This is a genomic window from Spirillospora sp. CA-294931 (assembly GCF_050946795.1).
GTDB lineage: Bacteria > Actinomycetota > Actinomycetes > Streptosporangiales > Streptosporangiaceae > Spirillospora.
The window spans coordinates 1,906,336-1,932,348 of the sequence record NZ_CP192006.1 but is presented as its reverse complement, the minus strand read 5'-3'; the positions used below and the strand labels follow the sequence as shown (position 1 = coordinate 1,932,348).

The window sequence follows — 26,013 nt, the reverse complement described above, 5'->3', positions numbered from 1 at the left end:
CCTAAGTCGGCTGTTGACATGCCGACGTTGACGGAGCGACGATCAAGGACGTGCAGCGGGGAGTCCACTGGCGAAGGAATGATGTGGCGTCTCAGAGCTCGTCTCACGGCCCTGCCCTCCGATCAGCCTCCAAGTCGACCTCAGAACCAGCCGCCCAGGACAACGGATCACCCTCGCCGGCACGGTGCCCGCTGAGGTTTCCCGAGGACTTTCCGACGCCGGACGGCCGGCCGCTGGACCTGTCCGACACCTACGAGCGAATCCATCGCGAGGGCGGCGTCACTCGCGTCACCCTGCCCAACGGAGAGACCGCCGTCCTCGCGGCGGGTCACCGCGCCGTCCGGACCGTGCTGAGCAAGTCCGCCTTCAGCCGCGAAGAGGCCGACGGCATCGCGCCCTGGCCGACCCTGGCGCCGCTGGGCATCGACGAGACCGTGGCGCTGGTCCTCGTCCTGGACGGGGAGCGTCATGCCCGGGTCCGGCGACTGGCCGCGGACCAGTTCTCCGCGTCGGCCGTCCGGCGGCACCGCCCCCGCATCGAGGAGGTCGTCACCGGCCTGGTGGACGAGCTCATTGCCGGAGGCGACGCCGCCGATCTGTTCGGCGACATGGGCCTGCGCATGTCCCTGACCCTCATCGGCGACATCCTCGGCATCCCGGAACCCGATCGGCCCCAGTTCCGGGCCTGGTCGGACAGCCTGCTGGTGTCCGCGGAGCTGGACGGGGTCGGCGGCGCCGCGATGATGGAGATGTTCGGTTACATGACCGCTCTGGTCTCCGAACGCCGCGACGAGCCCGCCGACGACCTGATCTCCCTGATGGCGGCCCGTGCCTCGGAGGCGGGAGTCCCCGACGAGGCCGTCGCCCTGCTGGCCGTGGCGATCACCGTCGGCGGCTGGGAGACGACCGCGGCCTCGTTGACCTGCGGCGTCCTGCGGCTGCTCACCGAGCCCCACCCGGAGGGCGGAACCTGGTGGCGAGCCCTGTGCGACGAGCCCGACCTCATCCCCGGCGCCGTCGAGGAGATCCTGCGGACGGTGCCCAGCAGCTGGAACGGTTCCAGCCAGCCGCGCCGGGCGACCGCTCCCGTCCAGATCGGTTCCGTCCGGGTCGAGGCCGGGCAGCTCGCGATCCCGGTACACGACGCCGCCAACCGAGACCCCAGCGTGTTCCAGAACGCCGGTGTCTTCGACCCGGCACGTGAACGCAACCAGCATCTGGCCTTCGCACTCGGGCCGCATGTCTGCCTCGGCGCCCATCTGGCGGCTCTCGAACTTCAGATCGCGCTCTCCGAACTGACGCGGCGCCTTCCCGGACTGCGGCTCGCGGTGGATCCCGCCGATCTGGAATGGGACACCACGACCATGGTCCGCCGTCCGACCCGGCTTCCCGTGGCCTGGGGGCCCTGAGCGATGACGCCGTGGAACGGACACACCGGAGGAGGTGATCACAGGGCCTGGATTCCGCTCAACATGGCGAGATAGGCGCGCTGGTCGAGGTGCCGGGCGGGCACCGGCGGTTCGGCGTAGATAAGCCCTTTGACGCTCAGGTCTCCGAGCAGCACCCGTACGGTGCCGAACGGCAGGCAGCTGGGCCCCATGATCTCGGCGACCGAGCGGATCTCCAGATGGTCGGCGGCGAAGCTGGGGATGGGCCCGCTCTGCCGCCCCAGGTGCTCGGCCAGGTCCACGACCGCGCGCGGACGCTGGCAGAGCCGCAGCAGCGTCAGATGCTCCGGACCGAGGCCGAAGGCGTACTCGCTGTCGTAGGTGACCCCGTCACGGTGGGTCGGGAAGACCTTCACCTCGCCGCGGATCTCGCTCTCCGAGACGGCGGCGACGATCATCGTGAGCGGTTCGAAGACCCCGTAGTCCGGATCGCAGCTGTCGTTGGCCGTCAGGTAAGGACGCACGTGCGGGGACGATGCGGATTCGGGATCGCCCGCGGGGTTCCGCTCGTCCGCGGTCACCGATCTTCCGGGCCGGTGGAGTGGTCGTCGTCGCTCTCGTGGCCCGAACCGGGACCGATGGCCTCCGGCCCGTCGCTTCCCTGGCTCCGTCCGGCCCGGGTTCCGTCCTGGTAGGCGCTCATGATCCGCCTGATCTCCTCGGGGGAGCGACCGTCGTCCGGTTCGGGGGTCTCGGCCCCCTCCTCGGCGACGGCCTCACGCAGTTCGGGGACCAGGTTGTTCTGGCGGACACGAATGGGAAGGCCACCAGAGGTCTGACCGCCCTCTCCCTCGGGGGCGTCCGGTGCGGGCTCCTCCTCGGCCCGCTGCCGCTCGGAGGGGCCTGGACGCACCGTTTCGGTCGGCGTCTGGACCGGATGCAGCAGGGCGACGTTGGTCTCCCTCGTCCCGGCGGGAGGTCCGTCGACGATAGGGATGGCGTCCGAGGTGTCGGCGTGGGTCAGGACCGGCCCCTCGCCCGCGGGCTCCTCGTCGAGCAACGCGTCGGGAAGCAACACCACCGCCGTGATCCCCCCGTATGGAGAGGTCTTCAGGCTGCATCGGATGCCGTGGCGGCGTGCGATGAGGCCGACCACGAACAGGCCCAGCTGGGTGCCGGGCTGCTGGTCGAAGGGGGGCGGGTCGGCGAGGATCTTGTTGGCGTGGGCGAGCTGTTCCGCCTTGAGCCCGAGACCCTTGTCGTCGATGGTGACCGCGACGCCGGTCCCGGTGCGCTCGGCCGCGATCTCGACCTTGGTGTTGGGCGCGGAGCAGGTGAGGGCGTTCTCGATGAGCTCGGCGAGCAGCCGGGTCACGTCGATGGCGCGTCCGGAGAGCCAGTACGGGTCCATCGGGTGGACGACCACACGCTCGTACTGCTCGACCTGGCCCACGGCGCTGCGGGCCACGTCGAAGAGCAGGACCGCCCGGCGGGCCGCGCGAGTGGGCTGGCCTCCCGCGATCTGGATCAGGTTCTCGGAGGTGCGCTGGCCTCGCGTGGTGAGGTGGTCCAGCGCGAAGACGTCCTTCAGGAACTCGCCCTGCAGATCGGAACGGCGCTCGATCCGGTCGAGCAGGGCCATCTGCTGGTTGCCGAGGCCGCGCTGGCGCTGGGCCAGGTTGAGCAGGGTGGCGCGGAAGCCGGCGCGCTGCTGGGCCTGCTGCACCGCGGCCTGGACGGCCGCCAGCTGCACCCGGTTGAACGCCTGGCCGACCTGGCCGATCTCGTCGGAACCGAACTCCAGGCCGGGCACCTCGGCCGCCACGTCCACCTGCTCACCACGGCTGAGACGGACCATGACCTCGGGCAACCGCCTGTCGGCCAGGTCCTGGGCCGCGACCCGGAGGCGGGTGAGCTGGCGGACGATGTTGCGGGCGGTGCTGAACGCCAGCACGATCGAGGCGATGACCGCCAGCAGACCGAAGACACCGGCCAGCACCAGGCGGGCCAGCACCCAGTAGCCCATCGGCTTGGCGCGCTCGACCAGCGCGTCACCGCTGGCGTCGATGGTCCGGTCGATCTCGGTGAGGACCGGGCTCACCGCCGCCTGCCACTGGGCGGCCGTCACCGGGGGGCGTGAGGGCGTCCGGGGCCGCCAGCCCAGCAGGCGGTCTTCCAGGCCCCGGAACTGGGTGTAGGCCGGCCCTCGCGTCAGCTGCCCGTACCGCCCGGGGTCGGTCTGCGCCATCAGCAGCCGCGTCTCGTCCAGCCCGGCGCGCTGCCCGCCCGCCAGTTGAGCGAAGCGCACCATCTCGGGAGTTCCGAAGCGGGTCTGCCGCAGGGCTCCGGCCATGAAGGCGTCCTGGCGGGCCATCAGCTCCCGGGCCCGGGTCAGCGAGATGAGCGCGCGGCCCGCGGCGGCGATGTCCTCGTCGTCGATCTCGGCGGTCAGCCAGGCGATCCGGAAGGCGTGGTCGATGACCGTGTTGAAGGTCTCGGCCATCAAGGTCCGGTCGATCGTCCCCCGGTCGATGGCGGAGCGCATCGACCCCATCCCGTCCAGCGCCCGCCGGGTGTCGGCCAGCGGCCTCCCGAGATCACCGGGCGCCTGACCGGTCAGGCGCCGCCATTGACCGATCACCTGGTCGGTGCGGGCCCGCTGCCGTACAAGTTCGGGGGACGGCACCCCCGGGGTGCCCGCAAGGCTGACCGACGACAGGCGCCGCTCCTCCTGGAGGGCGTTGATCAGTGTCTTGGTGGGACGGCCCGCCTTGGCGTCCCGCTCCGCCGCCTGCTGCAGGTTCCAGCCGTCCCGCACGGTGACCCAGGCGGCGAACGCCCAGAGCAGCGCCAGGGAGACCAGAACCGCAGTGATCTTCGTCCGCAGGCGAGTCGTGCGGGCGGCGGGCGGCTTACGCAGACGCATGACCAGTCCTCAAAGGGCAGCAAACGGGGGGAGGGCATTCGCGAACGCCGCGGGTCGGTCCACACAGGCCGACAGGGCTGTTCTCTAAGGCCCAATTTGCACGCGAGGTACACTAACAGCAACTCTGGCCCGCTTATTCGGGGCTTGTGGAGAAGTGCCCCGAATCACCAGTTCATCCCGTGAGAACGCCGACTGGCAGGCCCGCCGCCGGGTCTGCGCGCGTGAATTTCAGGCCAGCTCCGGGTGAAATCCGACCTTTGAGGCCCAAACTTCGCGTCAGACCGCACCCCAGTAATCGCGTCCTGCACCGTAGTACGCCGTGCTGAACTCCAATTGCCGCCGCAGGAACGCCGCGCCCCGCGGGCAGTCCGCCAGCAGCGAGGCGAGCAGCCGGTGGCAGTCGCCGGCCAGCTCGCTGATCTTCTGGTCGACGGCGGGACGGCCGACCCCGATCAGCAGAACGTTCAAGTCGTCCCATTGCCCGCGGTCACGGTCGATGGTGGCCAGGTCGTTCGCCAACCGGAGTACCTGCTGCACTCGGCGACTGACCACGAGCATCTCCTCCAACCGCGCGAGGACGCCCGGATCGCCGAGCGCGATCCAGTGAGCGACATTGCTCCAGGTGCTTCCGAAGTTGTCGGCATTGTCGAGGTACTGGTCCAGAGTCGGCGACGCCACGGCCTCCGTCCCGCCGCGCTCGGACGAGCCCTCGCGAAGAGCATTCCAGTGCCACTCGCGGTTCATGGCCTCGAGCATGCGCCGGAGCTCGTCACGCCAGACCGAGCCCAGCCGTGCGAACGCGCTGTGCTTGCTCAAATCCCGGCGCAGTTCGTCCAGGAATCGGGCCAACGCGTCATCGGGAGCGGGAACGTGACCATCGGCGGCCCGCAGGCATCGGCTGACGGTGTCCTCGACCTCGGCCGCCGTCGTGGCCTCGTGGTCGATCACCCAGTCCACCGCGAAGATCCACAGCGACGTCAGCGCGTGCGTCCGCAGGCGGGGTGCGTCCAATTCCGGTTCTCCGGCCGCCACCGCACCGGCCAGCTTGGCCGGAAAGGCGGAGTCGAAGGGAGCGCTCGGGAAAAGGGAAGGGTAACGCTCAATGGCGGCCTTCAAGTCCTGAGCGCACTCGGCGGTCGCGGACGCGCGGCGATCGGCGTCCTGGCGTGAGGAGCTTTCGAGCATCGGGGGTCCCTTCACCGTTCTCCACGTGGACCGCTGGACCGGGGTTTCCAGCCCGCACGGACATGCTCACTGAACACCACAGAGCGATCCGCGGGGAACACGCCGTTCGCGTCGATTCGGGAGGGGATCCGGCTGGGCCAGGAGAGCGCGTGCCCAGGTGCGTCCACGGCGGGGGCCGAGGCCCGTCTCTGGCCGCCCCGTCGGGGGCTTCGCTGGCGACGCACTCTGGACACGCGCGGCTTTCGGGGCCCCTGCCCGGGCACGGTGGTTGCCGACACGCACCGGCCCGGGCAGGGAACTTTCCTGACCCGCCACCGACGTTAGGGGGCACGTGTCATCTGGGCTGTCACCAGGAGGGGTCAGGAGGTGAGGCGGGAGCGGATGAGGACTTCCAGGCCGTCGAGGATGCAGGTGAGGCCGAAGGCGCGGCCCTGGTCCTGGGCGGGGGCGGGGGTCACTTCGTCCATGGCGGCGGTGAGGGCGGGGTAGCGCTCGGAGTTCTCGTAGAGGAGTCTCTGCATGGGGGGGCGGGAGTTGCGGTCGGAGGTCCAGGGCTGGGTGCCCGCGGTGGTGAGGGACATCGTGGTGCGGATGTGGCCGAAGATCATGAAGGCGGCGTCCAGGCGTTCGTTGCCGCGCAGGCCGGTGTCGTCGAGGGCGCCGATGGCGCACTCGACCCAGCCGACCTCGCGGGGGCCCATCGGGCGGTCGCCGATCGTGAGCCAGGGCAGCCAGGGGTGCCGGGTCCAGACGACGCTCAGCAGGCGGGTGAACTCCTCGACCCGGGGACGCCAGCCGCCGCCGACTCCCGACAGGTCCGGAGGGTCGTCGACCGCCTCCTCGATCATGACCGCCAGCAGCCCGTTCTTGTCGTGGACGTAGCGGTACAGGGCCATCTTGGTCACGCCCAGCTCGGCCGCGACGGTCTGCATCAGGACCGCGTCGATGCCCTGGACGTCGGCGATGGCGACCGCCGCGCGGGCGATGTCGGGCACGGTGATCGTGGGCTTGGGCCCGCGCGCGCGTTCCCTCGGGCCTCCCCAGAGCAGTGCGAGGATCTGGTCCTGGTCCTGTGCCGTGCCGTCCAATCCGTTCATGTCTCCCGCTCTGGCCGCCGATTCAAACAATGTCTAGGGTATACTGTATCCCATAGACACGATTATGGGCTCAGGCGCTCCGGAAGGCGCACCGGCCCAGGGTCGCGTACCAGCCGTGCAGGGCCAGGACGACGACGCGGGCCATGAGACCGTCGAGGTCCCCGGCGGCCGAGATCGAGACCAGGAGCAGCACCACCAGCGCGACCGTGACCGGTGCGCCCACCCTGGCGAGGGCACGACCGAACCGGCGGTAGCGGGGAACCGACGCCAGGCGCCTTCCGGCGACGACGAATCCGAAGACCGGGGTGACGACGAAGGCCAGCAGGAAGGCCAGGCCGTGCGCGGGCGATTCCTCGTCCGGGAAGAGGCCCTCGAGGATTCCCCCCACTCCGGGAAGGGAGAGCAGGACGGCCGATGTCCAGAGTGCCCGCTTTTCCAGCTCATCGCGCAGACCCAGGAACACGCCGGCGACGCCGGCGATGAGCAGGAGCCCATAGAGCACCGACGCGGCGTTGAGGACGGCCGCGTTCGGGCCGGTGCCCAGGTCGCTCACGAACTGGGCGGTGGGCGAGTAGCCGTCGCGCGTGAATCCGAGGACGATCCACGCGACGTCATAGACGAGCGGTCCGGCGATCGCCCCGAGCGCGAGCCGGCGCGCCCCGACAGAGGCCCTTCGCCGGGGGACGATACGAGGGTTGGCGCGCATGCTGACTCCTGGGGTTGGGGCGACGGCGGACGGCGCTACGGTGGGCGATCAGGCGGAACGCGCCTCGACCATCGTTACATTACAAGTGTAATGGCAAGAAAGGAAGGGTCGTGCCCCGACTTGCCGATCATGACGAGCGGCGACAGCTGATCGCCGACGCCCTGGCCCGCACGATGAGCACGCGCGGGCCCGACGCGGTGAGCCTGCGCGACGTCGCGGCGGCCGCGGGCGTGACCACCGGGACGATCCAGCACTACTTCCGCAACAAGGACGAGATGCTGCTCTTCGCGCTCGGCCGCCACAGCGAGCGCATGATCGAGCGGCTCCAGGCCAGGGCCGCGTCCGCGCCCGACCCCGCGTCTCCCCGATACGTACTGCGGTCGGTCCTTCTGGAATCGCTCCCGCTGGACGACGAGCGGGCACTGGAGGCGCGCGTCGCGATCGCCTTCATGGGACGGGCGCTCGCCGACCCCGGCCTGGCCGCGCTGTTCCGCGAGCACTTCCCCTCACTGCGCGACGTGCTGGCCGAGCAGCTCCGGCTGGCGGGGACCCCGTCCCCCGACGCCGACCACGAGGCGGAGCTGCTCCTGTGCGTCGTCAACGGTCTGCGCAACCACATCCTGATCGGCCAGACCACGCCGGAGTCGGCCGTGGCCATGCTCGACTCGCACCTCGACCGGCTGATCCCGTCCTGAAAGGGCCGTCATGGAGAACGACGTCCAGTCCGAGTTCGAGCTGGCCAAGTCGCTGAAGAAGCAGGGCAGGGTGGACGAGGCCGAGCGGCACTACCGCGTCGCGGCCGAGGCCGGGCACCCCCGCGCCATGCTCAACCTCGGGGTCCTGCTCGTGGGGCGCGACCCGGACGAGGCCGAGCGGTGGTGGCGCGCGGCCGCCGAGGCCGGCAACGCGACCGCGATGGGCAACCTGGGCATTCTGCTGTCGGATCGGGGACGTCCCGGCGAGGCCGAGTCCTGGTACCGGGCGGCGGCCGAGGCGGGTGAGCTGGACGCCCGGCACAACCTCGGTCTGCTGCTGGTCGAGCGCCGCGACCTCGCGGGCGCCGTCGAGCAGTTCCGGATCGCCGCGGCGGCGGGGCACGTGGCCTCGATGAACAATCTCGGCATCGCGCTCGGGGAGCTGAACCGCTTCGACGAGGCCGAGGAGTGGCTGCGGCGCGGGGCCGAGAACGGCGACGGGCGCGCGATGTGCAGTCTCGGCAACCAGCTCTACGCGCTCGGCCGGCGCGACGAGGCCGATGAGTGGTGGGCCGAGGGCGCGGCGCTCGGCGACGCGAACTCGATGGTCAATCTGGGCGTCCGGCACGAGCACAGGAACGACCTGGCGCGCGCCGAGGAGTGCTACCGCGACGCGGCCAAGGCCGGGCACCCGAGGGCGGGGGCGCGGGCGGACGCGCTGGCCGCCGGAAACTGGCCGAACGGCGCCCCGTACATGCCCGGCCTGTTCTGAGCTGTTCTGAGGACTGTCCCCACGGCCCGCCGGAATCCGCTAGGTTCCGGGCAATATGGCCGAAAGTGGGGCGCCATGCAGCTCGAACTACGCCATCTGCGCGCGCTGTGCGCGATCGCCGACGCGGGGAGCCTCAGCCGGGCGGCCGCGACCATCGGGATCTCGCAGCCCGCGCTGACCGCCCAGCTGCACCGGATCGAGGAGGCGCTCGGCGGCCAGGTCTTCCGGCGCGGGCGGCTGGGCGTCGCGCCGACCCCGTTCGGGCTGTTCGTCCTGAGCCGGGCGCGGTCGGTGCTGGTCACCGTGGACGAGCTGCGCACCGGGTCCACGGCGGCCGCCGGTTCCGAGGTGCGCGTCGGCGGCTACGCGACGCCCGTCCTGACGGGCCTGCTGAACCGGCTGTTCGCGCTGCCGGGCGCGCGGATCACCGTCCACACCGAATACTCGCCGCAGCTGCTGCTCGACCTGCTGTGCTCGGGTCGCCTGGACGCGGCCACGCTGGTCGACTACCCCGACCGCGCGCTGCCCGTCAGGCCCGCCGTGGAGACGCGCCTCATCGCGGTCGAGCCGGTCTTCGTCGCGCTGCCCGCCACCCACCGCCTGGCCGGACGGGACGAGGTGGCGCTGGCCGAGCTGGCCGACGAGGACTGGCTGGTCACTCCCCCGGACGGCGCCGGCTGGCCGGAGATCTTCTACTCCGCCTGCCAGGATGCGGGCTTCGCGCCGCGGGTGCGGCACATGATGGCCGAGCACGACATGATCCGCGACCTGGTCGGCGAGGGACGCGCGATCGCGCCCTGCCAGGCCACGCTGCGCACCGGCGCCGACGTCGCGGTGCTCCCCCTGACCGGGACGCCGCTGCGCATCCGCCACCTGCTGGCGTGGCGGCGGGACGGCCCGCTGGCGGCGCGCGCCGCCGAGTTCGCGGAGTTCGCCGCGGAGGCCCATCGCGAGGCGGTCGCGGCCGCCCCCGGCTACGCCGCCTGGATCGCCCGGGGCGGCGGGCTCTGACCACGCCATTCATGAAATGCGCGGCGCGGCCATTACTTGAGAATTATGGGCAGCTGGGATAAGACGCGGAACCGCCTTTTGACAACACTCGGGGCACCCCCTGAAGGAGGATCCCCGTGCGTACCAAGGCGATGCTCTGTGTCCTGGCCTGCCTGGCCGCCGTGATTCCCGCACCGGCCGCCGCGGCCGATCCCGCGCCCGATTCCGCAAGCGTCCGCAGCGAATGGCGTGAGGTGTTCTCCCCGGACGGTTCGATCCGGCGCGTCCTGACCACCAGGCGCGCGGAGGAGCCGTCCGCGCCGCGGTCGGCCCTCGCCGCCGCCGAGGTGATTCCCATCGAGGTCAACGGCCCCAGCGAAAGCCGTTTCGACCTGGTGTTCGTCGGCGACGGCTACACCAGCTCCCAGTTCTCGACCTACGGACAGCATGTGCGGAGCAAGCTCGACGAGATCATGGCGATCGAGCCCTTCCGCTCGCACCGAGCGCAGTTCAACGTGTGGCAGGTCAACGTCCCCTCGGCGCAGTCGGGCGTGGACAACGACCCCACCCAGGGGGTCTCCCGCTCCACCGCGCTCGACATGGGCTTCTGGTGCGCGGGCATCGAGCGGCTGCTGTGCGTCAACGAGACCAAGGCGCGGCAGTACGCGGCGCAGGCCCGCGACGTCGACCAGGTCCTGGCCCTGGGCAACAGCACCAAGTACGGCGGCGCGGGCGGCGGCGTCGCCACGGCCTCGGGCGGCAACGCCCAGTCGGGGCAGGTCGCCATCCACGAGCTGGGCCACTCGGTCGGCAAGCTGGCCGACGAGTACACCTACGGCCAGGGCGACCTCTACACCGGCCCGGAGCCCAGGGAGTCGAACGTCTCGATCTACCAGCGGGCGACGATGAGCCAGTACAAGCTCAAGTGGTACCGCTGGCTCGGCCAGTCGACGCCCGACGGCGGCGTGATCGACACCTTCACGGGCGGCTACTACCACCAGCGCGGCATCTACCGCCCGAGCGACAACTCGATCATGCGCACGCTGGGCCGCCAGTTCAACCTGCCCGGACGGGAGGCGATGATCGCCGCGTTCTACCGCGAGACCGGCCTCATCGACGCCGGCGCGCCGGACGCGTCCTCGTCCGTGCTCTGGGTCAAGCCGATCCGCTCCGCCGGGACCACCACGACGACCTGGCGGATCGACGGCCGCCCGGCCGGGACGGGCGACCGGCTCGACCTGGCCGCCGCGCGCCTGTCCGGGGGCAGCCACACCGTGACCGCCACGGTCACCGCCAGGACGCCCTGGGTCCGCGACCCCGCCCTCCAGAAGAACGCGCTCACCGACAGCCGGACCTGGACCATCACCCGCTGACGACCACACCGAGGCCGGGGCGTTCACCAACGCCCCGGCCTCGGCCGTCGTCAGGGCTCGCCGACCTCGTGGCCGCAGGCGTCGCCCGCGCAGCGCTGGAGCTCGTCCAGGCGGTCCTCCAGGTACCGCCGCACCCGCGCGTAGCGGGGATCGTCGTGGCGGGAGTCCAGCTCGTGGGGGTCCGCGCGCAGGTCGTAGAGCTCGGCGCCCCCTCGGGAGTAGCGGACGAACAGGTATCGCTCGGTGCGGATCGCCTCGTAGCCCGCCGAGGCCCCGTTCCCCCGCACCGGGTGGCTCGGGCCGTCCTGGTCGAGGTCGCCCTGGGCCGCCTGGCGTCCGGCCGAGACGTCGTCGGGCGCCGCGCGGGACGCGGTCCCGGCGCCCTCCGCCGCCTCGTGCAGGATCGGCCGGGCGGTGCGCCGCCGGGGGTCGCGGGCGAAGGGGAGCAGCGACCGGCCGTCCAGGGCGTGGGTGGGCCGCGCCGACGCGATCGCGGCGATCGTCGGGGCCAGGTCGGCGTTGCCGACCAGTTCCCGCGAGACCCCTCCGGGCGGGATGCCCGGGCCCCGCATCAGCATCGGCACATGGGACGACGCCTCGTACGCGACGAACTTGCCGCTGGGGATGCGGTGCTGGCCGAACAGGAACCCGTTGTCGGAGGTGAAGAGCAGGTAGGTGTCGGCGAGGCGGCCGTTGGCGCGCAGGGCCGCCACGATCTTCTCGACGGCCTCGTCGACGGCCAGCAGCGAGGCGAGACGTCCCCGGTAGCTGGCCGTGATGGCGTCCACGGTCCGCCTGTCGAGCCGCGGCCGGGCGCGCAGGAACGGCGGTTTGTCGGACACATCGGCCTCGTCGAAGGACGGCGGCCGAGGCAGCGGTTCCCGGGCGAAGGCTCCCCGGTGGCGCGGCGCCGGTCTCGGTGCCTTCCGCACTTCGGGCTTGGGCTCGCCCCGCCTGCGCCTGCCCTCGCTGTGCGGGGCGAGGAACGCCACGTCCAGGAAGAACGGCCTGCCCTCCCTGGACCTGCGGGTGATGAAATCGATGGCCTTGTCCCGGTAGACATCGGTCTGGTAGAGCGCGGGGTCCTCGACGTCCGGGTGGCCGTAGGTGGTGAGCCTGCCGTTCTCGTTGAGCCGGTAGCCCCACATGCGGTACGTCGTGGGGTCGACGGAGCCGCGCCATTCGTCCCACCCCGGGGGCACGTGCCGGGGGTTCTTCTTGCCGTAGCCGTTGGGGTACTTGCCGATGTGGGACGTCGTGTAGCCCGCCTTCCGCAACCAGACCGGCAGCGTGTTCCGCTCGTCGAGCCGGTCGTAGCCACCCAGCGGCGCCATGTTGTGCCGCACGCCGTTGTTGTGCGCGAACCGGCCGCTCAGATACGTGGAACGCGACGGGCAGCACAGCGGCATCGAGGCGTGGTAGCGGTCGAACCTGGTGCCCGCGTCGCCGATGAGCGCCCGCGTGCGCGGCATCGCGCGCAGGGAGCCGAACCACTGGTCGTCCGTCATGATCATCACAACGCTGGGCCTGCGTCCCCGGTCCGCGGCGCGGCCGAGGACGGCGCCGCCCCCCACCGCCGCGAGCCCGGCCGCCGCCAGGACGACCACCAGCAGGGACGCGCCGGTCTTCGATCCGTGGAGATCCATGCCCGGCACCTTGCCGACCCGAGGAGGGGGACGGAATCAGGCACGTCCGGGCTTGGTGATACCTATCCACGCCAGGGTCGACGGCGGACGAGCGCGGGGATCCAGGGGGCCGCGCCGACGAGGGCGAGCAGCGACAGCAGGGGCAGCCGCCACCACCACGAGACAGACGCGGGCGGCGGGGACGGAGGACGGCCCACCCAGGGGCGGGCGGTCTTCGACCAGGCCAGGAACGCGTCCCCGATCGGGAGTCGCCCGAAGGCGTAACGCTTGGACCAGGGCGTGCCGACGGGGAGGCCCGCCAGCTCGCCGTAGTTGCCGAGCGCGGCGGCGAGCGAGGAGTCGCCGTGCGTCTGGGCGGCGCCGAGGGTGACCACGGTCGCCGACAGGCTCACGCCGAGGACCAGCGGCCCCGAGTCGACGTCGCCCGGTCCGTCCATGCCCTTGGGGTACTCCCGGACGGCGGGACCGAGGCCGAGCGGCGATACGACGTACCGTTCGCGGAACCTGAGGTACTGCTCGCGGGCGAAGTCCGCGTCGATCTCCGGCAGGAACCGCTGGACGATGCTCTGCGAGGTCCCCCTGGCCACCTCGGCCGGTGCGCCGGTACCGGGAGCGACGCGGTGCGGGAACAGGCCGGTGCGCGGGTCGAGCCGCTGCCGGACGTCGCGGAGCCACCGATCGGCGGTCGCGCCGAACCGGGCGGGCAGCAGCGCGTCGTGCAGCCGCAGCGACGCCACCGCCACGGTCGAGTCGACCGGCCACGCCTGCCCCGGATAGGCCTCCAGGTAAGGGGACGCCGAGCGGTCGAAGGCCGAGCCGAGGGCGGCGGAGTCCTCGCCGAACCGGCGCAGCTCGCCCGCGTCGCGCCGCTGTGCCGGTTGCAGGCTCAGCACCCCGCCGCGCAGCCAGTTGCTCCAGCCCCGGTAGAAGACGCCGAGCGGCGGCGCGAGCCCGGGGCTGAACGGGGCCCGACCGGACGGGGAGTCCAGGCGCCCCAGCGCCCACCGCGCCTCCCGCAGGGCCTTCGCCCGATCGCCGGGCGGTTCGCGCGTCCCCAGCTCGACCCAGGCGAGGCCGTAGAGGGCGTGGAGGAAGAAGTACCCCTCGGGGAACTGCCGCTGCGCCCGGTCTCCGGCGCCGTCGTCGAGCGCCCCGCGCAGGAAGGCCAGCTGCCGCTCGACCCCGGGCGGCGCGTCGGCGGACGTCGCGGGCACGACCAGCCGCACCATGCCCACCATGGCGCCGAGACCGACCAGCACGGCCGCGGTCCGGCGTACCCAGCTCTGGAACAAGCCCTTGCCTCTCGCTCGGCCGGTGGCGTCCTTGGCTGGGACGCACGCGAGGGGCATCGGGTTCGTGGTGTTCCCAGGTACACCCCCACGCGGGTGTCCAGAGCCAGTGATCGGCGAGGCCGCGCCCGCCAAGGTTGATCACAGAAGAGATCGACCAGGTGAGGAGCCTCCAATGCCGAAGAACACGCGCCGCGTCATCGCCGGGACGGTCGCCGGGATCACGCTGGGCGCGGTCGCCGCCCCCGCGTCCGCGTCCGCCGCCCCGCGCGAGAACGCGGTCCAGGCGGCCGCCGACCGGCTCGTCGCCGACGGCCAGCCCGGCGTCATCGTCATGACCCGGCGCGGCGACCGCGTGTCGCACGTGACCTCGGGAGTGGCCGACAAGGCGACCGGTCGGGCCATGGACCATCGGCTGCGCCTCCGGATCGCCAGCGTGACCAAGACCTTCACCGCGACCGTCATGCTCCAGCTCGTGGCCGACCGCGGGTACGGGATCTCGCTCGACGACACCGTGGACCGGTGGCTGCCGGAGGTGGTGCGGGCAAACGGGAACGACGGAACCGCGATCACGATCCGGCACCTGCTCCAGCACACCAGCGGGCTCAACGAGTACGTGCTCGCCCCCCGCGTGCTCAACGACCCCCGGCGCACCTGGAAGCCCCGCGAGCTGGTCGACCTGGCGCTGGAGCGCCGTCCGATCGACGCTCCCGGCGCCACCTGGCACTACGCCAACACCAACTACATCCTGGCCGGAATGATCATCGAGCGGGTGACGGGACACTCCCTGGGCAGCGAGTTCCGGTCGCGGATCGTCCGGCCCCTGGGCCTGCGCCACACCACGCTCCCGATCGCCGACCGCGGCTTCCCCGCGCCCTACGTGCACGGGTACTTCGGCGACCTCGGCGACGTCAGCACCGAGATCAGCCCGTCCAGCGGCTGGGCCTCGGGCGGGATCATCTCCACCGTGGACGACGTCGCCACGTTCCATCGCGCGCTGTTCACCGGCCGGATGCTCCCCAAGGCCCAGCAGCGCGAGCTCACCCGCACCCGCGAGGTCAACGACGACGGCCAGGTCGAGGACTACGGCCTCGGCGTCTACCGCGTCCAGCTCTCCTGCGGGTACGCCTGGGGGCACGACGGCGGCTTCCCCGGTTACCGCACCTGGACGTACACCAGCGCGAACGGCAGGCGGCAGGCCGTCCTGACCTACAACCTCTCCAGCCTGGACACTCCCAAGTTCCGCGCCGACCGGGCCGGGGCCGCCGACGCCGCCTTCTGCGCCTGACCGCCGTCAGGGCCCGGTGGGGAACGCGGCGGCGGCCTCCCGGGCGCTCGGCGAGAGCAGGTCGTTCCAGGAGCGGAACAGGGCCAGCAGGGCGGCGCCGTGCTCCTCGCGCACCGCGGCGGAGTGGGCCATGACGTCCAGCTCGTTGGCGACGGTCAGCTCCGCGAAGTCGCGGGTCACGGCGTCCGAGAGGGGGACGCGGACGCCGGTGAACCGGTCGGCCAGCACGGGCCGGGTCGTCAGGGACGGATACGTCTCCGCGCGGGCGCACGCCCCGTAGAGGTAGACGATCTCCTCGGCGGCCGGGCCGATCACCGAGGCCAGGACGTCGCGGTCGGTGTGCTCGCCGAGCGCCGCGGCGAAACCGTCGGTGCCGTAGAAGGCGTGGCAGAGACCCGCCAGGCACAAGTCGTCACGGGCGCCCCACGCGACGAGGGTGGTGTGGACGCGGCTGAGGTGGACCAGCAGGGTGCCGCCCGGGTGGGGCAGCGAAGCGGCACCGCGGGACTCCAGCAGGGAGAGTGCTTCGGAAACCATGCCCCAGCCTCGCACGGCGCGGGCGGGACCCGGCGACCGGCGCCGGGACCGGCGCCGGTCGCCTCGCGGGTCAGCCGAGGTTCCGGTCGAGGAAGTCCAGGATCAGGGCGGCGATCTCCGGGCCGTGGGTCTCCAGGGCGAAGTGCCCGGCGTCCAGCAGGTGGATCTCGGCGTCGGGCAGGTCGCGCGCGTAGGCGCGGGCGCCGCCGGGACCGAAGATCTCGTCCCCCGCTCCCCAGGTGCCCAGCAGCGGCGGCCGGTGCTTGCGGAAGTACTCGTGGAACGCGGGGTAGACGTCCAGGTTGAACTGGTAGTCGTAGAAGAGCGCGAGCTGGATCTCCTTGTTGCCGGGACGGTCCAGGTACGCCTGGTCGAGCGTCCAGGTGTCGGGGCTGATCCGGTCGAGACGGTCGGCGGGCACGCCGTGGGTGTACTGCCACTCGGTGGCCGGCGGCTCCAGCGACGCCCGCGCCGCCGCCTCGTGGGCGACGGGGTCCTTGAAGTAGGCGAACAGCGGCTCCCAGAACGGGGTGAACCCCTCCATGTAGGCGTTGCCGCTCTGGGTGACGATCGCCGAGACGCGGTCGGGGTGGCGCGAGGCGATGCGCAGGCCGATGGGCGCGCCGTAGTCCTGGATGTAGAGCGCGAACCGGTCGAGCCCGAGCTCGTCGAGGAGGGCCAGCGTGATCTCGGTGAGTTTCTCGAAGGTGTAGGGGAACGCGTCCCGGGGCGGCATCGCCGACCGCCCGAAGCCCACGTGGTCGGGGGCGATCACCCGGTAGCGCCCGGCCAGCTCGGGGATCAGGTTCCGGAACATGGCCGAGCTGGTCGGGAAGCCGTGCAGCAGGACGACGGCCGGCGCGGACGGGTCGCCCGCCTCGCGGTAGAAGACGTCCAGTCCCTGGATCTGGACGGTGTGGTGCCGGACGACGGCGGTCATGAGGTGCCCCTAACCATTAAAGAATGTTTGATTGGTTAGGACACTAAAGAGCGGCTCCCTAACCTGTCAACTCGCTTTGAGGGGTTAAGATCGGAGGGTGATCGATCGACCGCTCACCGGTGAACCCCTCGCGCTGGACCTGGTCAACACCCGCTGGCCGGACGGCGGGCACGTCCACGACCTCTTCGACGACCCGGCCGCGTTCGCCGAGTGGCTCGCCGGGCACGGGCTGGACGTCCCGCCGGGCACGGGCTACCGGGAACCGCTGCTGCGCACGCGCGCCGCCCTGCGCGACTACCTCGACACCGGCGCGGCCGACGGTGTGAACGCGGTGCTGGAGCACGGCCGCGTGCTGCTGACCGTCACCGGCGAGCGCGTCGAGCTGGACGACGAGAACTGGCGTCCCGCCTGGGAGGTCGCCCGCGCCCTGGTGGACCTGCTGGGCGGCGCGCCGCCCGACCGCGTCCGCCGCTGCGCCGGCGACGCCTGCGTCCTGTGGTTCCTGGACACCTCGCGCAACGGCAGGCGCCGCTGGTGCTCGATGACGGGCTGCGGAAACCGCGCCAAGGCACGCGCTCATTACGCCCGCGAAAAAAATTCTGGCGAAAGTCCGTAACCGGGGCCCGGCCCGGCCGTCTCTCCTGCACGTCGTAACCGTGAAGGAGATCTCAGTGACTGACCTCAGCCAGGTGGTCCACCTTCCCACGCGTCGGATCGAGCTCGGACTCTCGTTCGACGGGGTGGTCCGAATCGCCGGTGACCTTCGTGAGCACGTTCCCGCGATCGCCGAGGAGGCGGTGTGCCGGATCGAGAAGGAACTGCCGGAGTTCGTGCGGCCCCACGACCCCAGATACGCCAAGGCGCTCGGGCTGAGCGTCGAGTACGCCATCGGGCACTTCCTCGACCTGATGGCCGACCCCGACACCTCTTCGGCCGAGGTGCTCCAGTTCTGGCGCCAGGTCGGCGCCGGTGAGGCCAGCGAGGGCCGCACGCTGGACGCCTGGCAGGCCGCCATCAGGACGGGCGCGGGCGCCGCGGTCGAGCGGCTGACCGAGGAGGCCGAGCGGCTCGGCCATCGCGCCAGCCCGGCCGAGATGGCCAACATCGCCAACGCGGTCTTCAGCTATCTGAACCAGCTGGCGATGGTCGTGGCCGAGGGGCACGCCGACGCGGCCGCCCGGGCGGCGGGCGCCCATCAGGACCGCAGGCGCCGCCTGCTCGACCTGCTGCTCTCGGAGCCCGCACCCGAGCCGAAGGACCTCAGGGAGCCCGCGCAGGAGGCGGCGTGGCCGCTGCCGCGCACCGTCGCGGCGGTGGCGCTGCGCGAGCGCGGACCCGACACGCGCCGCCCGGCGCTGCCGCCCGACATGCTGCTCGGCCTGCACCTGACCGAGCCGTGCCTGATCGTCCCCGACCCCGACGGGCCGGGACGGCGGCAGGCCCTGCGCAAGAAGCTGCGCGGCTGGACGGCCGCGCTCGGACCGACCGTCGAGCCGGGCGAGCTGTCCAAGTCGCTGCGCTGGGCCAGGCAGACACTGGAGCTGGCCGATCAGGGGCTGATCGACGGGACGGGCCTGGTCGTCACCGAGGAGCACATGCCGATCATCGTGATGATGCGCGAGCGCGAGCTGGTCGAGCGGGTGATCGACCGCCGGCTGGCGCCGCTGCTGTCGGTCCGCCCGGCGCAGCGGTACCGGCTCGCCGAGACGCTGCTGACCTCGCTGGAGTGCGGGTTCAACGCCACCGAGGTCGCCGGGCGGCTCAACCTGCACGCGCAGACCGTCCGGTACCGGCTGCGGCGGCTGGAGGAGCTGTTCGGCGACACCATCCACGCCACGTCCGGACGCCTGGAGCTGCACATGGCGCTGCAGAGCTGGCTCACGCTCAACGCCGAGGCGGGCGCCTCGGGCGAGCTGCGCTACGGGTGATCGCGGGCCGTCCCCGGGGCGGCCCGCGGCTCAGCTTCCTACGCTCCACCCCTGGGCGGCCATCCCGGCGTAGGACGACGGCTTCAGCTTGACCGGCTGGAGCCCCGACCAGTCCGCCTGGAGGAACAGGTCGTCACCGTTGGACAGGCGCTCGACCCCCGGGGAGAACCGCACCAGCTTCCAGACCTGGTCGCGCCCGCCGCACGGCGCGGTGACCACCGAGTACTCGGTGCCGCCCTCCCACGGGACGTTCCCCGATACCGGCCCCCGGGCCATGCACCGGCCGTTGGAGAGGCTGGTCAGCGTGAAACCGCCGCCGGAGTTCTTGCGCCGCCACCCGGTCGAGGGGTCCGAGCACGAGCGCTGGACGACCGACGAGCCGTCCGGCGCCAGGCACGAGCGCAGCGTCGTGTTCCGCACCCGAGCCCCGGGGCCCGGCCCCGGAGCGGCCGCCTTGGTCCTCTTCGGCGGCTTGATCTTTCTCGGCGCGGCCGTCTGCGGCGTCTTGGGCGGCCGCCGCGCCGACGGCGCCGGCGCCGCGCTCGGGGCCGTGGACACCGACGGCAGCGGCGCCGATCTGGGCGGCTCCAGCCTGCTGTTCTCGCCGCCGGTGGCGAACAGGATGGCCACGATCGCGGCGCTGGCCCCGGCCAGTCCGGCCGGGGCCAGCCAGCCGGGCAGGGACGAGGCCGGGGTGAGGGCGCCCAGCGGGGACGAGGGCATGCCCAGCACGACGATGCCGATCGGGAGGGCGGCCCGCAGCCGCCCGTTCATCTCGGCCATCTCCTTGGACGCCCGCCGGCAGCGCTCGCAGGACTCCAGATGCCGCCGCAGGGCGCGACCGCGCCGCCGCCCCGGACGGCGCGTGCTCGCGGCGAGCTGCCGGGTGAACTCGGCGCAGTCGGGGTGGCCCTCGCAGCTGGCGGCCAGGAACGCCTGGCGCAGCCCCTCGCGGGCCCGGAACGAGAGCTGGGTGACCGCGCCCGGCTGGAGGCCGAGCAGCTCGGCGACCTTCGGGACGGGCTCGTCCTCGATCACGGTGTGCCACAGGACGGTCTGCCACCGGTCCGGCAGCGACCGGAAGGCGCGCACGAGCGTGTCGCGCTCGTCGACGTCGGGGAGCTCCTCGGCGGGCCGGTCGGCCCATTCGGCGACCTCGTCGGTCACCACGGTGCGACGTCCGGCGCGGGCCCAGTCGACCGCCGCGTTGCGCACCACCGTGTACAGGTAGGGGCGGCAGGCCACCTGCGGCCCCATACCCTCGCGCAGGGCGGCCAGGGTGCGGGCGAACGCCTCGCTCGTCAGGTCCTCCGCCATGTGCTGGTCTCTGACCAGTCCGCGCGCGTACCCGAGCACCGCGCCATGGTGCCGCCGGTAGAGCTCGTCCGAAGCCTGCTCGTCGCCGATCCGGGCCGCCGCCACCAGATCGGCGTCCGAGTCCGTCGCCACGCCCATAGCCACCACGCAATCCAACCCAAGGGCCGTCAATCACCAGGCCCACCAGCCATGACTCGCCGGCCGGGCGAGGGCCCGGATCCGGCCACCGGCGGCACGGCTCTGTGCACACCTGACGCGTTTCTTCCGGCGTCGCTCCGCCTCCCTTAGCGGAACGACCCGGGGAGTAGACGTGGCGCCAGTCAGCCGGTTACGAGGTTTCTCGAAATTCCTGTCAGCGAACTCACTACAGAACCACCTCCAGCACCGGCACCCACCAGGCCATTCGGGGAGCCGGTCGAGGAACAATACGCCGTCGCGGCCGAAGGCGCACCGCCGCGTCCTTACTGAGGGTCACGCCACATGCGCCAGATCGTCGGACAGCCGCCGGGCGGGGCGATCTCGCCGGTGACGCCGAAGCCGAACCGCTCGTAGTAGGGGATGTTCTCCGCCTTGGACGACTCCAGGTACGCGGGCAGGCCGTCGGCGTCGCACCGGTCGAGGCGCGAGCGCAGCAGCGTCCCTCCCAGACCGAGGCCCTGTGCGGGCGGATCGGTGCCGAGAACCGCGAGGTACCAGTGGGGTTCACTGGGATGTGCCTTGTCGACCGCGCTCATGACGCGGGCGAGGGCGGGCATTCGGGTGCCGAGCACCCGCAGCATGGGCAGGGCGAGGCGCAGCTGAAGGCTCATCGGCATGCGCCACCGCCCCGGCGGGTCCCAGAGCGCGCCCGCCTCGACGGCGCCGTCGCGCCCGGTGAGCTCGGACGCGCCGTGCGGCCCGTGCACCCGCCGGACGAGCAGCTCGAACATCCGGCTCTGTCGGGCCACCTGGCCCTTCGCGTCGGGAAAGATCCACTGCCAGACGGGATCGTCTTCGAAGGCCCGTCCGAGCACCCTTCCCAGCGTGGCCGCGTCGTCCGTTCCGACCGTCCGGACCGCCGTCACGGACGCGTCCCGCCGAGCTGATCCCTCATACCGGAGATCTAATCAGGAAAGCGGATCGAAGGGGAGCGATCTCAGCGGTCCTGGAGGACCGGGGCGTCGGTGGCCTCCGGGACGTCCGACCGGACCTTCCTGAAGGCGGTGAAGGCCAGGACGGAGATGCCCGCGACGAGGATCGCGCCGATGCCCGCCGCCGCGTTCAGGCCCGCCGTGAACGCCTCCCGCGCGGGGACGACCAGCTCGGGAACCGAGACGGCGCCCGCGAGGGACTCGCGGGCCTGCGCGGACGCGTCGCCGGGCAGGCGGTCGCGGTAGACGGCGGCCCCGACGCTGCCGAGCGTCGCGATGCCCAGGGCGATGCCGAGCTCGCTGCTGGCCTCGCTCACCGCCGAGGCGGCGCCCGCCTTCTCGGGAGGCGCGGCACCGACGACCAGGTCGGTCCCGAGGGCCATCACCGGTCCCGCCCCGACATAGATCAGCACGAAGCCCGCGACCAGCAGGGGCAGTCCCGAGACGGACCCGACCTGGGTGAGCAGCGCGTGCCCGGCCGCGCAGACCGCCAGCGAGAACCCGATGACCCGCCCCGGGCTCAGACGCCGGGCCAGCGCCGGGCCGACCATGGACGTGACGACCAGCGCGCCCGCCGCGGGAAGCAGCCACAGCCCGGCCTCCAGCGACGACTGCCCCCGCACGAGCTGGAGGTACTGGGTGACGAACAGGTAGATCCCGCCGATCGTGAGCGCGTTGACCAGCAGGATCACCAGCGCGCCCCGGAAGGCCCGGTCGGCGAACAGGGCGACGTCCAGCAGGGGGTCGGCCAGCCGCCGCTGCCGCCGGACGAACAGGACGCCCGCCACCACACCGGCCGCGACGGCCGCGAGCGGCACCGGGGCGAGCCCGTGCTTGGCCAGCTCCTTGATCCCGTAGATGACCGGGAGCATCGCGGCCAGGGACAGCGCCACGCTCGCCGGGTCCACGCGCCCGGCTCCGGCGTCACGGAACTCGGGCAGCAGGATCGGCGCCGCGACCAGCAGGACGACCATGACCGGCACGCCCAGCAGGAACACCGACCCCCACCAGAAGCGCTCCAGCATCGCGCCGCCGAGCACCGGGCCCACGGCGATGCCGAGCGAGAACATCGCGGCCCACACCCCGATCGCCAGCCCGCGCTGCCCGGGGTCGCGGAACATGTTGCTGATCAGCGAGAGCGTCGAGGGCATCAGCGTGGCCCCGGCGATCCCCAGGACGACCCGGCTCGCGATGAGCATCTCCGGGCCGGTGGAGTAGGCGGCGGCGACCGACGCCGCGCCGAACGCCGCGGCCCCGATCATCAGCAGGCGGCGCCGCCCGATCCGGTCGCCGAGCGTGCCCATCGTCATCAGGAATCCGGCGATCATGAAGCCGTAGACGTCGATGATCCACAGCAGCTGGGTGGCGCTGGGTTCCAGGTCCGCGCTCAGATGGGGCACGGCCAGGTGCAGGACGGTGACGTCCAGGGCGAGCAGCAGGGTGGGCAGCGCCAGCACGGCCAGCCCGATCCACTCCCTGGCCCCGGCGCGCCCGGGGGTCGTCGCGGAACTCACGGACATGATCTTCTCGCCTTTCCTCGGTCTCAGATGGTCAACGGTGCCGGGGGCCGCGCACGATCGGCGCACGGCCTACCGTGATCACATGCGATTCGGCGTGCTCGGCCCCCTGGCGGTCTGGACGGCCGGGGGGCGGCCGGTGCGGGTGCCCGAGGCCAAGGTCCGGGCGCTGCTGGCCCGCCTGCTGGTCGCCCCGGGACGGGTCGTCCCCGTCGACCGGCTGGCCGCCGACCTGTGGGGCGACGACCTGCCGGGCGACCCGTCCAACACGCTCCAGACCAAGGTCTCGCTGCTGCGGCGCACGCTGGAGAAGGCCGAGCCCGGCGCCCGGGAGCTGGTGGCCCACCGTCCGCCCGGGTACGCCCTGAGCGTCGAGGGCGAGGCGGTGGACGCCGAGCGCTTCGCCGATCTCACCGCCCGCGCGCGGGGCGCGGACGACCCGAGGACGCGCGTCGCGCTGTACTCCGAGGCGCTGGCCCTGTGGCGCGGCCCGGCTTTCGCCGAGTTCGCCGACGAGGAGTTCGCGCGGGCCGCGATCGCCCGGCTGGACGAGCGGCGGCTGACCGCCCTGGAGGAGCGGGCCGAGGCCCGGCTCGACCTGGGCGAGCACGCGCCGCTGGCCGACGAGCTCGGCGAGCTGGCCGCCCGGCACCCGCTGCGCGAGCGCCTGCGCGCCGCCCACATGCGCGCCCTCTACCTGGCCGGACGCCAGGACGAGGCGCTCGCCTCCTACGACGTCCTGCGCGAGCACCTGGCCGGCGAGCTCGGCCTGGACCCCCGGCCGGAGCTGGCCGAGCTGCGCCAGGCGATCCTCCGGCACGACCCGGCGCTGCGTCCGGGCGGCGCCGCCGTCCCGGTCCGGCCGCCGCGCCTGCCCGCGCCGGTCAACACGCTGATCGGCCGGGAGGACGACCTCGTCCGGGTCGGCGTGCTGCTCCGCGCGGCGCGGCTGGTCACGCTCACCGGGCCTGGCGGGGTGGGCAAGACCCGGCTGGCCCTGGCGGCGGCCGCGCGGCTCGAAGGCGGCACCCCCGACGGCGTGTGGCTGGTGGAGCTGGCCGGGCGGCACCGGGCGGGCGCGTCCCTGCGGGAGGTCGCCGAGTCGGTCGCCGCCGTGCTCGGCATCAGGGACGCGGCCCCGGGGCCCGACGCCGCCGACCCGCTCGACCGGCTCGCCGCCGCGCTGCGAACGCGCCGCCCGCTGCTGGTGCTCGACAACTGCGAGCACGTGATCGAGCCGGTCGCGGCGCTGGCGGACCGGCTGCTGCGGGACGCGCCGGGCCTGCGCCTCCTGGCGACCAGCCGGGAGCCGCTGGCCATCGGCGCCGAGGTCCTGCACGCGGTGCCGCCGCTGGAGTCGCCGCGCTCGGGCGACCCCGGCGAGCTGCGCCGCTCCCCCGCCGCGCGGCTGCTGGTGGCACGGGCGTCGGCGACCGCCCCGGGCTTCGACGCGACACCGGAGAACGCCGCGGCCATCGCGACGATCTGCCGCCGCCTCGACGGCCTCCCGCTGGCGCTGGAGCTGGCCGCCACCCGCGTCCGCGCGCTCGGCGCCACCGGCGTGGCCGAGCGGCTCGACGACCGGTTCCGGCTGCTGGCGGGCGGGCGGCGCGACGCCCCGGCCCGCCAGCGGACGCTCCGCGCGGTGATCGACTGGAGCTGGGAGCCGCTGCCCGAGCCCGAGCGCGCGGTGCTGCGGCGGCTGGCCGTCCACGCGGGCGGCTGCACGCCGGAGGCCGCCGAGGAGGTCTGCGGCGACGGCGCCGTCGACGTCCTGGCGGCCCTGACGAGCCTGGTGGACCGCTCGCTGGTGGTGACGGCCACCGGGCCCCGGTACCGGCTGCTGGAATCGGTGGCGGCCTACTGCGCGGAACGCCTGGAGGAGGCGGGCGAGGCCGGGGACGTCCAGCGCCGTCACGGCCTCTACTACACGCGGCTGGCCGAGCGGGCGCGGCCCGAACTGCACGGGCACGACCAGCGGCGATGGATCCAGACTCTCGACGACGAGGACGCCAACCTGCGCCGTGCCCTCGGCGAGGCCGTCGCCCGGGCCGACTCCGCGCTCGCCCTCCGCCTGGTCAACGCCCTGGCCTGGTCCTGGTATCTGCGCGGCCGGTACCAGGAGGGGCACCGGGCGCTGTCGGCCGCGCTGGACCTCGCGGGTCCGGACTCACCGGAACGCGCGGAGGCCGCGGTGTGGCACGCGGGCTTCGCGATGCTGGCCGAGAGCGTGCCCCACGCGGACGCCCTCGCGCACGCGCGCACGCTGGACCCGATCGGGCCGGACGGCCGGACCGCTCGGGCGGGTTGGTTCCTGGGGCAGGTCCACCTCAACTTCGGCGAGCTGACCGCCAGTGCGGAGGTGACCGACCGGGCATTGTCGGCGTTCCGGTCGCTGGGCGATCGCTGGGGCACCGCCGCGGCCCTGAGCACCAAGGCCGTCCAGGCCCTGTTCCGCAGCGACCTGCCCGCCGTGCGGCGGCACGGCTCCGAGGCGGCGCGGCTGTTCGAGGAGACCGGCGACCGGTGGGGACGGCTCCAGGCCGCCGACGCCCTGGCCAACCTCGCCGAGATCAACGGCGACTACGCCGAGGCCGCCCGGCTCCAGCGGCAGGGCGCGCGCGACGCGGAGGACCTGCGGCTCTGGTTGGAGCTGGCCAACCGCCTGTCGGCCCTGGGCCGGGTCACCCTGCTCACCGGCGACCACGCCGGGGCCGAGGAGCTCCACCGGCGGGCGATGCGGCTGGCCGAGGGGCAGGCCAACGCGCTCGGCCTCCAGTTCGCCGAGATCGGTCTCGGCATGACCGCGCGGCGGCGCGGCCGGCTGGACGACGCCGAGCGGCACCTGGGCCGCTGGCTGGGATGGAACCGCGAGCTCGGCGGCGGCCACGGCCTCGCGCTGGTCCTGGCTGAGCTGGGCTTCGCCGCCGAGCAGCGCGGCGACGCGGCGGCGTCCCTGGCCCTGCACCGCGAGGGGTTCGGCGCCGCGCGGCGGATCGGCGACCGCCGGGCCGTGGCGCTGGCGCTGGAAGGGCTCGCGGGCGCCCGCTCGGCCGCCGGTGCGCACGCGGAGGCGGCCCGGCTGCTCGGGACGGCCGCCGCGCTGCGCGACTCGGCGGGCGCGCCGCTGCCCCCGGCCGAACGCGGCGACGTCGACCGCGTCACGGCACGCCTGACCCGGGCCCTCGGCGAGGACGGCTTCAAGCGGGCGCACGACGAGGGCCGCGTCCTGCCCCCCGGAGACCACCCAGCGACGCGCTGACACCGCGCCGACGAGGACCGCGCCGAC

General features: G+C 73.0%; 21 protein-coding genes. 9 read left to right on the top strand and 12 right to left on the bottom strand.

Annotated features, from left to right (window positions below):
• Window positions 1-347: 347 nt before the first annotated feature.
• Window positions 348-1,409, top strand: coding sequence for a cytochrome P450 (locus ACQPY4_RS09145; RefSeq protein WP_433334441.1), 1,062 nt, complete (start codon window positions 348-350; stop codon window positions 1,407-1,409).
• 38 nt (window positions 1,410-1,447) lie between these two features.
• Here the strand turns inward: ACQPY4_RS09145 and ACQPY4_RS09140 are convergent, their stop codons facing one another.
• From ACQPY4_RS09140 to ACQPY4_RS09120, 5 genes are all read right to left on the bottom strand, one after another.
• Window positions 1,448-1,912: a DUF742 domain-containing protein gene (locus ACQPY4_RS09140; protein ID WP_433334439.1), complete on the bottom strand. Its 465-nt coding sequence runs from the start codon at window positions 1,910-1,912 to the stop codon at window positions 1,448-1,450.
• Window positions 1,913-1,965: 53 nt separating this feature from the next.
• Window positions 1,966-4,314, bottom strand: a complete 2,349-nt coding sequence (locus ACQPY4_RS09135) for a nitrate- and nitrite sensing domain-containing protein (RefSeq protein ID WP_433334437.1) — start codon at window positions 4,312-4,314, stop codon at window positions 1,966-1,968.
• A 276-nt stretch (window positions 4,315-4,590) separates the two neighbouring features.
• Entirely contained in the window at window positions 4,591-5,499 is a 909-nt protein-coding gene (locus ACQPY4_RS09130) for a terpene synthase family protein (protein WP_433334435.1), read from the bottom strand.
• A 359-nt stretch (window positions 5,500-5,858) separates the two neighbouring features.
• Window positions 5,859-6,596, bottom strand: a complete 738-nt coding sequence (locus ACQPY4_RS09125; protein WP_433334433.1) for a TetR/AcrR family transcriptional regulator — start codon at window positions 6,594-6,596, stop codon at window positions 5,859-5,861.
• 70 nt (window positions 6,597-6,666) lie between these two features.
• Window positions 6,667-7,302, bottom strand: coding sequence for a DUF998 domain-containing protein (locus tag ACQPY4_RS09120; protein ID WP_433334431.1), 636 nt, complete (start codon window positions 7,300-7,302; stop codon window positions 6,667-6,669).
• A gap of 110 nt (window positions 7,303-7,412) precedes the next feature.
• On the opposite strand from ACQPY4_RS09120, the gene ACQPY4_RS09115 reads away from it, so the two are divergent.
• The 4 genes from ACQPY4_RS09115 to ACQPY4_RS09100 all read left to right on the top strand — a co-directional run bounded on the left by ACQPY4_RS09115 (window position 7,413) and on the right by ACQPY4_RS09100 (window position 11,132).
• Entirely contained in the window at window positions 7,413-7,997 is a 585-nt protein-coding gene (locus tag ACQPY4_RS09115; protein WP_433334429.1) for a TetR/AcrR family transcriptional regulator, read from the top strand.
• Between the two features lie 10 nt (window positions 7,998-8,007).
• The gene (locus ACQPY4_RS09110; protein ID WP_433334427.1) at window positions 8,008-8,769 is read left to right on the top strand and encodes a tetratricopeptide repeat protein; all 762 of its coding nucleotides are present in this window, start codon (window positions 8,008-8,010) and stop codon (window positions 8,767-8,769) included.
• A 75-nt stretch (window positions 8,770-8,844) separates the two neighbouring features.
• Window positions 8,845-9,780: a LysR family transcriptional regulator gene (locus ACQPY4_RS09105; protein ID WP_433334425.1), complete on the top strand. Its 936-nt coding sequence runs from the start codon at window positions 8,845-8,847 to the stop codon at window positions 9,778-9,780.
• Between the two features lie 116 nt (window positions 9,781-9,896).
• Window positions 9,897-11,132, top strand: coding sequence for a M64 family metallopeptidase (locus ACQPY4_RS09100; protein WP_433334423.1), 1,236 nt, complete (start codon window positions 9,897-9,899; stop codon window positions 11,130-11,132).
• 50 nt (window positions 11,133-11,182) lie between these two features.
• Here ACQPY4_RS09100 and ACQPY4_RS09095 read toward each other — a convergent pair whose 3' ends face one another.
• On the bottom strand, window positions 11,183-12,778 hold the full coding sequence (locus ACQPY4_RS09095; protein WP_433334421.1) for a sulfatase family protein: 1,596 nt from the start codon (window positions 12,776-12,778) through the stop codon (window positions 11,183-11,185).
• 62 nt (window positions 12,779-12,840) lie between these two features.
• On the bottom strand, window positions 12,841-14,127 hold the full coding sequence (locus tag ACQPY4_RS09090; RefSeq protein ID WP_433334419.1) for a hypothetical protein: 1,287 nt from the start codon (window positions 14,125-14,127) through the stop codon (window positions 12,841-12,843).
• Between the two features lie 115 nt (window positions 14,128-14,242).
• Between ACQPY4_RS09090 and ACQPY4_RS09085 the strand changes: the two genes are divergently transcribed.
• Window positions 14,243-15,355, top strand: coding sequence for a serine hydrolase domain-containing protein (locus tag ACQPY4_RS09085; protein WP_433334417.1), 1,113 nt, complete (start codon window positions 14,243-14,245; stop codon window positions 15,353-15,355).
• A 6-nt stretch (window positions 15,356-15,361) separates the two neighbouring features.
• Here ACQPY4_RS09085 and ACQPY4_RS09080 read toward each other — a convergent pair whose 3' ends face one another.
• A complete protein-coding gene (locus ACQPY4_RS09080) occupies window positions 15,362-15,892 on the bottom strand; it encodes a DUF6817 domain-containing protein (protein ID WP_433334415.1) in 531 nt (176 codons plus the stop codon).
• A gap of 70 nt (window positions 15,893-15,962) precedes the next feature.
• On the bottom strand, window positions 15,963-16,832 hold the full coding sequence (locus ACQPY4_RS09075) for an alpha/beta fold hydrolase (protein WP_433334413.1): 870 nt from the start codon (window positions 16,830-16,832) through the stop codon (window positions 15,963-15,965).
• Window positions 16,833-16,929: 97 nt separating this feature from the next.
• Between ACQPY4_RS09075 and ACQPY4_RS09070 the strand changes: the two genes are divergently transcribed.
• Both ACQPY4_RS09070 and ACQPY4_RS09065 read left to right on the top strand, forming a co-directional pair.
• The gene (locus ACQPY4_RS09070; protein ID WP_433334411.1) at window positions 16,930-17,448 is read left to right on the top strand and encodes a CGNR zinc finger domain-containing protein; all 519 of its coding nucleotides are present in this window, start codon (window positions 16,930-16,932) and stop codon (window positions 17,446-17,448) included.
• 55 nt (window positions 17,449-17,503) lie between these two features.
• Window positions 17,504-18,760 (top strand): PucR family transcriptional regulator, encoded by a 1,257-nt coding sequence (locus ACQPY4_RS09065; RefSeq protein ID WP_433334409.1) that lies wholly within the window; start codon window positions 17,504-17,506, stop codon window positions 18,758-18,760.
• A 30-nt stretch (window positions 18,761-18,790) separates the two neighbouring features.
• On the opposite strand, the gene ACQPY4_RS09060 is transcribed toward ACQPY4_RS09065, so the two are convergent.
• The 3 genes from ACQPY4_RS09060 to ACQPY4_RS09050 all read right to left on the bottom strand — a co-directional run bounded on the left by ACQPY4_RS09060 (window position 18,791) and on the right by ACQPY4_RS09050 (window position 22,727).
• Window positions 18,791-20,215, bottom strand: coding sequence for a sigma-70 family RNA polymerase sigma factor (locus tag ACQPY4_RS09060; RefSeq protein WP_433334407.1), 1,425 nt, complete (start codon window positions 20,213-20,215; stop codon window positions 18,791-18,793).
• Between the two features lie 323 nt (window positions 20,216-20,538).
• The gene (locus tag ACQPY4_RS09055; RefSeq protein WP_433334405.1) at window positions 20,539-21,141 is read right to left on the bottom strand and encodes a GNAT family N-acetyltransferase; all 603 of its coding nucleotides are present in this window, start codon (window positions 21,139-21,141) and stop codon (window positions 20,539-20,541) included.
• 71 nt (window positions 21,142-21,212) lie between these two features.
• Window positions 21,213-22,727, bottom strand: coding sequence for an MFS transporter (locus ACQPY4_RS09050; protein WP_433334403.1), 1,515 nt, complete (start codon window positions 22,725-22,727; stop codon window positions 21,213-21,215).
• An 82-nt stretch (window positions 22,728-22,809) separates the two neighbouring features.
• Between ACQPY4_RS09050 and ACQPY4_RS09045 the strand changes: the two genes are divergently transcribed.
• Complete coding sequence (locus tag ACQPY4_RS09045) at window positions 22,810-25,986, top strand: BTAD domain-containing putative transcriptional regulator (protein ID WP_433334401.1); 3,177 nt, start codon at window positions 22,810-22,812, stop codon at window positions 25,984-25,986.
• The last annotated feature ends 27 nt before the right edge of the window (window positions 25,987-26,013 follow it).